The sequence below is a fragment of the Trichocoleus sp. AS-A1 genome (genome assembly GCF_039962015.1).
Taxonomy (GTDB): domain Bacteria; phylum Cyanobacteriota; class Cyanobacteriia; order Cyanobacteriales; family FACHB-T130; genus FACHB-T130.
In genome coordinates this window covers 1-7239 of record NZ_JAMPKG010000076.1, presented here as the reverse complement: position 1 = coordinate 7239, position 7239 = coordinate 1, and the positions used below count along the sequence as shown (strand labels likewise).

9 protein-coding genes are annotated in these 7239 nt (G+C 46.9%); 2 read left to right on the top strand and 7 right to left on the bottom strand.

Annotated elements, in window-relative coordinates; translation table 11 throughout:
• The first annotated feature begins 157 nt into the window (after positions 1-157).
• Positions 158-442 (top strand): phytanoyl-CoA dioxygenase family protein, encoded by a 285-nt coding sequence (locus NC994_RS27390; protein WP_242030552.1) that lies wholly within the window; start codon positions 158-160, stop codon positions 440-442.
• A gap of 13 nt (positions 443-455) precedes the next feature.
• Here the strand turns inward: NC994_RS27390 and NC994_RS27385 are convergent, their stop codons facing one another.
• The 6 genes from NC994_RS27385 to NC994_RS27360 all read right to left on the bottom strand — a co-directional run bounded on the left by NC994_RS27385 (position 456) and on the right by NC994_RS27360 (position 5314).
• Positions 456-830 carry a hypothetical protein gene (locus NC994_RS27385; protein WP_190437648.1) on the bottom strand — a complete coding sequence of 125 codons (375 nt, stop codon included), beginning with the start codon at positions 828-830 and terminating at the stop codon, positions 456-458.
• A 193-nt stretch (positions 831-1023) separates the two neighbouring features.
• Positions 1024-1980: a PhoH family protein gene (locus NC994_RS27380; RefSeq protein ID WP_190437647.1), complete on the bottom strand. Its 957-nt coding sequence runs from the start codon at positions 1978-1980 to the stop codon at positions 1024-1026.
• A 476-nt stretch (positions 1981-2456) separates the two neighbouring features.
• Positions 2457-2906, bottom strand: a complete 450-nt coding sequence (locus tag NC994_RS27375) for a KH domain-containing protein (protein ID WP_190413227.1) — start codon at positions 2904-2906, stop codon at positions 2457-2459.
• Positions 2869-3129: a 30S ribosomal protein S16 gene (gene rpsP / locus NC994_RS27370; RefSeq protein WP_190413229.1), complete on the bottom strand. Its 261-nt coding sequence runs from the start codon at positions 3127-3129 to the stop codon at positions 2869-2871. Before rpsP ends, NC994_RS27375 begins: the two co-directional genes overlap by 38 nt.
• A gap of 151 nt (positions 3130-3280) precedes the next feature.
• Entirely contained in the window at positions 3281-4726 is a 1446-nt protein-coding gene (gene ffh / locus NC994_RS27365) for a signal recognition particle protein (RefSeq protein WP_190430190.1), read from the bottom strand.
• A gap of 207 nt (positions 4727-4933) precedes the next feature.
• On the bottom strand, positions 4934-5314 hold the full coding sequence (locus tag NC994_RS27360; RefSeq protein ID WP_190430189.1) for a histidine kinase: 381 nt from the start codon (positions 5312-5314) through the stop codon (positions 4934-4936).
• A 388-nt stretch (positions 5315-5702) separates the two neighbouring features.
• On the opposite strand from NC994_RS27360, the gene NC994_RS27355 reads away from it, so the two are divergent.
• A complete protein-coding gene (locus tag NC994_RS27355) occupies positions 5703-5903 on the top strand; it encodes a hypothetical protein (RefSeq protein WP_190413235.1) in 201 nt (66 codons plus the stop codon).
• 441 nt (positions 5904-6344) lie between these two features.
• Here NC994_RS27355 and NC994_RS27350 read toward each other — a convergent pair whose 3' ends face one another.
• Complete coding sequence (locus NC994_RS27350) at positions 6345-7031, bottom strand: SAM-dependent methyltransferase (RefSeq protein ID WP_190437652.1); 687 nt, start codon at positions 7029-7031, stop codon at positions 6345-6347.
• Positions 7032-7239: the final 208 nt, after the last annotated feature.

The following is a 7239-nucleotide window of genomic DNA, read 5'->3' as shown; positions in this document are numbered from 1 at the left end:
TCACCTGGTGTAGTTGAGTCTAAGTTTTTTGTCATGAAACCGCCTCACCCTTCGAGGTAGATTGCATCTCTCTAGTATCATATTTACACCCGAATTTAGATGCGCTTACCCTGGCAAGGATGTAGATAGTTATTGTTACAACCGAAAGACTGCCCAATTGTATGCATCTGGTGAAAAGTGGTGGAATGGGGCGTTATCAAAAAACCCAGTTTCTCTGCGAAAAAAATACGGAGGACGTTGGCTAACCGCCGATTTCAAAGCTGGAGATGTTTTGATTTTCGGTATGTTTACAATTCATGCCAGCTTAGATAACCACTCCCAGCAAATTCGGCTTTCTTCAGATAGCCGTTATCAGCTAGCTTCGGAACCTGTGGATGAAAGATGGGTGGGGAGCAACCCTGTTGGTCACTCAGCCGCAGGGAAGCGAGGTCGTATCTGCTAAGACAAAAAACATTTTATGATGCGGTTTCTGGTTTGGGTTGAAATTTAGCGATCGCTTCTATCTTCCCGACGATATTTTGGTTGAACTCTGCTAAATCCTCCGCTGGTATCCAATACTCTTGGTGTTGAGAACTCCCCACTGTCTGCACGTCATACTGCACTAGAAATTCCGTTTTGACATAAAAGCGGGTGACATAACCCACATACCCAGAAGCTTCATCTTTCGTATTCCAATCTCTAGCAATCTGCACGGCATACGCCTCAGTTAGCACTGGATAAAATATCGGTTGGAAGGGAAGCCGAGCTGGAAAGGCACTATAACCGCTTTGTCGGATCAAATCTAGCTCTTTTTGACCCACCGGACGAAATAGCACTGTGGTATCGTTCATTCTTTTACTTTTTTTACCTCTATCCGGTGCTGAAAAAGGCAAAATTTTCTAGTTTTATCTTTACTCTCGACGCACGCATTCGAGAACTTCTTCCCTGATTGTTTGGGTAGAGAACTGCAAGCAAATTTTCAAATAGTCTGAGAACCGACATTCTCCTGGTTAGAAAATCCGAAGAGTTCTCCTCACTCATCCCTCACAACGCATCATTTTCGTATGCCGCTACAATTCGCTCAACTAACGGATTGCGGACAACATCAGTTTTGGAGAGATTGCAGAAGGCAATGCCTTCAACCCGTTGGAGAATTTTTTGGGCAACGGCTAACCCAGATTGTTGGTTAAGTGGTAAATCGGTCTGAGTGATATCACCCGTGACAACCATGCGAGAACGAAACCCTAGGCGAGTCAGCACCATTTTCATCTGTGCTGGGGTGGTGTTCTGGGCTTCATCCACAATTACAAAGGAGTTGTTGAGGGTTCGACCCCGCATATAAGCCAGGGGAGCAACTTCAATCACCCCGCGTTCCATCAAACTGGGAATTTTATCTGTATCGATAAATTCATAGAGCGCGTCATAAAGGGGACGCAGAAACGGGTCAATTTTCTGCTGTAAGTCCCCAGGCAAAAAGCCCAATTTTTCCCCAGCTTCCACAGCGGGACGGGTTAGAATCAGTCGTTCGTACTGATCGGACAGCAGCGCTTGAACTGCCAGAACGGCTGCTAGGTAGGTTTTGCCGGTACCTGCTGGGCCAATGCAGAAGGTGAGGTCGTGGGTGCGTACTGCTTGGATATACTGCAACTGAGGAAATGTTTTAGCTCGAATTTCTTCGCCGCGACGGTTTCGTGCTAGAACTTCCTCTTGCATTGCTTGCCATTCTACCTGGCGTCCCGTATCCAGGGCTTGGCAAGCCGTGCGGATATCTACTTTGGAGATCCGCTTCCCGTCTTTCCAAAAAGGTTTGAGGGCGTTCACCAGATCGTTGGTGCGGTCTACTTGTTTAGGAGTTCCAGAAACCATCAGTTCTTGACCCCGCAACACAAGAACCGCGCCAGTCGTTTTTGCCAGGGTTTTGAGGTTTTCTTCGCGATCGCCTGCTAAAGCGATCGCGCTATTAGCATTTGGTAGATGTATTGTTTTAAATGCCTCGGTCATCGTAATATTATGGGCGAGTTTACAGCATTCGTCGGTGAGAGGACGGAATTAATTAGTAAAATCCGTCCCTTTGATGCGAAAAGACGCCCGATATATGACTTTCCATAACAGCTCAGGCGTCCCAATTTAATTGGCTACAGATCCTCAATGAGAGCGTAGGCGCTGACGGGAGGCTTCCGCTTTCGACGAATACTCGGCTTTTCGTACCGTTGGCAAGATTTAACCCCAGAAAATTCCGCATCGCTAGATTTTCTGGTTGATTGCATCTTCACGCCGAGTTAATCAACTTGTGTTCAACCAAACGGACTTGCAGCCACTCGCTGTTTTTTGCTTAAGTTAACCATCAACCCTAGCTTTTGGTTAGTACCAATACTAAGCTGATAGCCCCCTTTGCCAAAGATAACAGGCGATTTACCTAGGAGATATTCATAATCGGAGGCGATCCATCACCTCCTCAATGCTAACCGTCTAAAGTTTTAACGGGAGCGGAATTTGGGAGCAGATACTGGGGAAGACCGGCGGGGTGGATCTTTTTTCGCAACTTCTGGACTTCCTGACGTACTTTCAAGCGATCGCGCCGAACTCCCATAGATGTCCAGGTAGACAGATTGATTGGCAGCTTTCGCAGCCGCTTCAATCACCGTCCGAATTGCCTGAATATTACGTCCTCCCCGACCAAAAACTCTTCCCTTATCTTCGCCTTCAAAAGCCAGCCGCACCCACGCTTTAGTATTTCCCTGCGACATTTCGCAGTCCACGCTCAGCAATTTTGGTGATTCTAAAAACGGCTGCACCAAAAATTTCACCAGAGCAGCATAATCCGGTAGGGAACTCCCGTGGGATGACCTTACAGGCTGGCTGGTTGAATCTGGGGAATCCAACTCGGACTCATGCGGTAGTTGGGGCACTGACTTGTTCCAAGACATTAGCTTTTTGAAGAATCCGGCGCACCGTTGGCGTAGGCTGCGCTCCCTGTTGGAGGCGCTTGGTGAGTGCTGGCTCGTTTAGTCTGACTTCATCAGTTCTAGGGTTGTAAAAGCCCAGTTCTTCCAAAGGACGCCCATCGCGGCGGGAAGTGCTTTGCATTGCCACAATCCGGTAGCTAGCTTCCCGCTTTTTGCCGTATCTCTTTAATCGCAGTTTGATCATGTTGATGAAGAATGTTCCTGTTTGGATTTTAAGCCATCAGCTCTTTAGCGATTAGCTTTTAGACTTTAGACGCAGAGTCATTGATTGTACCATTTTTTGGCATCAAGTTCTACCCCTCCAAGCTAAAAGCTAATTGCATTAACGGTTCCAGCTAGAGAGTGCCGAAGCCTTTCTTCTTTTTCTCCTTTTTCTTTTTCTTGCCGGGACTGCCTTGGGCATAGCCCCGCCAACCGGCTTGGGAAGGACGATTGCCACCACCCATTCCGGGCATACCGCCCATTCCGGGCATGCCGGGGAAACCGCCCTGACCCATCTGTTGCATGACGGTTCTCATTTTTGTGAAATCAGTTACCAGCTTGCTGACATCCGTCTCCTGATAGCCAGCACCGCGAGCAATCCGGCGACGACGACTGGGAGACTTCGCTAATAAGTCTGGGTTTTGGCGTTCTTCCTTCGTCATGGAATTAATCATCGCCTCAGCCCGCTTTAGCTGGGTTTCTCCTTGGCGCAGCTGTTCGTCGGAAATCTTATTCATCCCTGGAATCATCTTTAGGATGCCCCCCAGAGAACCCATATTCTTCAGCAGCCGCATCTGCTTGAGGAAATCGCTGAAGTCAAACTTAGCCGAGAGCATTTTTTCCTGCATCTTCTCGGCATCTGCTAGGTCTATTTCCTCCTGGGCTTTTTCCACAAAGGAGATTACGTCCCCCATGCCCAGAATTCGGGAAGCCATGCGCTCTGGATAAAACGGTTGCAGCGCCTCGACTTTTTCTCCGACGCCGACAAATTTAATCGGCTGACCGGAAATCCGTCGCACTGATAGGGCTGCACCGCCGCGACTATCGCCATCCAGCTTCGTCAAAATGGCACCCGTGATCCCGATTTGTTCGTGGAAAGTTCGGGTGAGATTTGCCGCTTCTTGCCCGGTCATGGCATCGACCACCAGCAGCGTCTCGTGCGGCTGGACGGTTTGTTTGATGCGGGCTAATTCCGCCATCATGTCCTGGTCAATCTGGAGGCGTCCGGCAGTATCAATAATGACTGTATCTATGCCGTCTGCTTTAGCTCGCTCAACCCCTTGCCGCGCAATCTCTACCGGGTTAGCATTGGTGCCGAGTTCAAACACTGGCACCTCAATTTGCTGTCCCAGCGTCACTAGCTGATCGATGGCGGCTGGGCGATAGATGTCGGTTGCGACTAGCAAGGTACTGCGATTTTGCTTGCGTAGGTACAAAGCTAGCTTTGCTGTAGCTGTGGTTTTACCCGTTCCCTGCAACCCAGCCATCAGTACAATCGTGGGCGGCTTATCTACTGAAGCCAGGGGGACGTTAGTTTCCCCCATCACCTGGACTAGCTCATCGTAGACAATTTTGATGAACTGCTGGTCGGGGCGCACCCCAGAAACGACCTCGGCTCCCTGTGCCTTGGTTTCAACATCGGCAATAAAATCTTTGACGACCTGGAGATTGACATCCGCCTCCAATAAAGCGCGACGCACCTCCTTCAGGGCATCTTGAATGTTGGATTGGGAAATTTTGTCCTGACCCCGCAGGCTTTTCCAGGCAGATTCTAAGCGTTCAGCAAGTGCGTCGAACATAATATGTGTATCTTTTAGGCGGCTAGATAGTTATCTGCTTATCAAAATCGGCTGAAGAAAGCCCACATTTGTGAGTTTGTGGGTCTTATCCATCTGTATACAGATTAGTCGTTTTCGCTGTTATCTGGCGTGCAGCCAGGTCAGGAATGGGGGTGAGGAGTGCAAATAATAAAATGCAAACAAAATGTGCGATCGCGCACGCAGTATTTAGAGAGTACTCAAAACGAGATCCTGGCGACAGCCTTGCAGTCCCAAAGAGGGATTATTGCGGTAGGACACCTCTGGAACCCAGATACTCACTTTGTAATCCAAAGAAACCCAGTAGATGTATTCCACCGCTGAGTCAAAATTCACTCCCACTCGCAGGTTAGAAAAATCATCTTCGCATATCTCGTAGCCAAAGCGAACCAGAATCTGAGCCACTAAGCACCCAGGTGTATCGCAGTATTCTCCGCAGGTTTCTCTCTCTTGCCAAAACTTCTCTAAAAAGCGATTGAGGATAGGCAAAACTTTTTTAGGGCTGCCATTCCGGGAAGCATAGATGATGACCGGGTTGCCTTCTACAAGAATGTGACAGGGGGTAGCCATTTTTTTATCTCCTGGTCGGCTGTCTCTTTTGGTTTTTGATTGGCGCACGAACTCCACATCATCCATGATGCTTTTAGCCTGCCCAAGGCAACTACTAAATCACACTTTTGGGGGATGTAGCCGTTTAAACTTTCAGGATGTTTGTCAAATTTTACAGTTTCTGCGTCTGGCTATTATCCCCTATGCAAAATTGGAATCAGCAATTCCGATTTTTTCCTCATTTAGAATCGCTCTATCGGATGAGTGCCGCACCTAACCTTAATTTTTTTGTAAAGTTTTGTTTTTAAAAGCATTTTGTAAATTTAGATACAGAATTTTCTGTTATATTAAATAGGTAAGAGAAAATAAGTTAGTCAAACATCACTGAAGCAGTACGGAGAAACCTGGTATGTCTACTCAAGAACAAGCTCGCGCCCTCATGATGCGTCATCATCACCTCATCAAGAACCGTCAGCAGTCTATGCTGGGTCGCGCCGCTGCTGAAGTGGGTCTAGATGTTGAATCATCTGAATACTGGAACCACATTCAAGGACAGCCACACCCAAGCTTCCGCTCTAGCTACGACCGCAGCGGTGCCTCGCTGAGCTAGGTTTGAGCTAAAGTTAACCGGCTAGAGTTAGTTTTTTGTATTATCTCGCTTGCATAGTGGTGTAGCAGCTTTATTTGATATATCAAAGGCTGCTAAATAAATAATTAACCTAATTCAGGGTGTTCTTTTCAATAAGAACACCCTGAAACTTTTTTTTTGAAAAAATAGTATCTTCTTTTGAGTATTTCTCTCTAAATGCGCGACTCATCGGTTTTTGGGAATAGGTAATTAGAGAAAAAAGTGTTTCTTATACCATTTCACGTTATCGTATGACCTTTTATCCATTACCGCTAACCTGCATGATGTGTAGCAGGCATATACAGCAATCCTATTTAAATTGTGAAATACTAGCCCTTCAGATCCCCGACTTCTTTAAGAAGTCGGGGATTTCGCCTTCTTGAATCATCTAGGTTCAAAGGAGCGACAGATTGCAGTACATATTTACACGACTGACTTTATCTGCAACATTTGATTGCCGTCTTTTTGGAATTCGTAGGGTACTGGCTGAATTTCTACACTGTAGCCTTGCGCTTTTAATTTCTCCATTACTGGCTGAAGGACTGGCGACGCCTCTCCAGAAACATTTAAGAGAGGAAAAACCCGTACCGCAGCAGCAACACGGCACAATTCCACAATGGAGGCGAGGTGAAAGTCTTCTGAGAAGAAATCCGAATAGGTGAACAACAAGTGACTGCATAAGGCTAAATCGAACTGCTGAGTCTTGAAGGGTAAAACAGGTAACTCAGCGGTTAAATAGCGTCCTTGTTGAATTCCTTGTGGAAAATCTTCTAAAAATTGCTGCATGGCTGACATCCGAATTTGCCCTAAATCTTCTGGTGACTGGATCTCGTGCCAAACGTAGCTATCGAGGTTGGCTTGGAGTCCATCAATCACTTTTTGATAGGTTTTCTGGATACGTTCTCGAATTTCGTGGTTGGAAAACTGATACACCGGATCGCAAGAGATGACGTTGTAGCCTAGGCGTGTCATCTCAATATTGAAGCTGGCAGGGCCACCGCCACAATCTAGAATTTTTAACTGGAGGTCGTCAGGCGTTAAGTTGAACATCCTGATGTATTCTGCCAGGGAACGTCCCCAAGGAATGACGCTTTCAAGTTTTAATCCCATTTTTTCGAGCGATCGCATACTTTCCTTGGCTGATTATAAAATGACTGAAGGCTCTGTAATCAACCAACTAAGATGGAAAAGTGACTTGGTGATGGCAGGGTAAGCGCATCTAAATTCGGGTGTAAATATGATACTAGAGAGATGCAATCTACCTCGAAGGGTGAGGCGGTTTCATGACAAAAAACTTAGACTCAACTACACCAGGTGA

Excerpts from the sequence above, each read along its gene's own strand:
- NC994_RS27355 (WP_190413235.1), top strand. The coding sequence starts at position 5,703 with ATGTCTACTCAAGAACAAGCTCGCGCCCTCATGATGCGTCATCATCAC.
- ffh (WP_190430190.1), bottom strand. The coding sequence starts at position 4,726 with ATGTTCGACGCACTTGCTGAACGCTTAGAATCTGCCTGGAAAAGCCTG.
- NC994_RS27375 (WP_190413227.1), bottom strand. The coding sequence starts at position 2,906 with ATGTCTTGGAACAAGTCAGTGCCCCAACTACCGCATGAGTCCGAGTTG.
- NC994_RS27380 (WP_190437647.1), bottom strand. The coding sequence starts at position 1,980 with ATGACCGAGGCATTTAAAACAATACATCTACCAAATGCTAATAGCGCG.
- NC994_RS27350 (WP_190437652.1), bottom strand. The coding sequence starts at position 7,031 with ATGGGATTAAAACTTGAAAGCGTCATTCCTTGGGGACGTTCCCTGGCA.
- NC994_RS27360 (WP_190430189.1), bottom strand. The coding sequence starts at position 5,314 with ATGGCTACCCCCTGTCACATTCTTGTAGAAGGCAACCCGGTCATCATC.
- NC994_RS27385 (WP_190437648.1), bottom strand. The coding sequence starts at position 830 with ATGAACGATACCACAGTGCTATTTCGTCCGGTGGGTCAAAAAGAGCTA.
- rpsP (WP_190413229.1), bottom strand. The coding sequence starts at position 3,129 with ATGATCAAACTGCGATTAAAGAGATACGGCAAAAAGCGGGAAGCTAGC.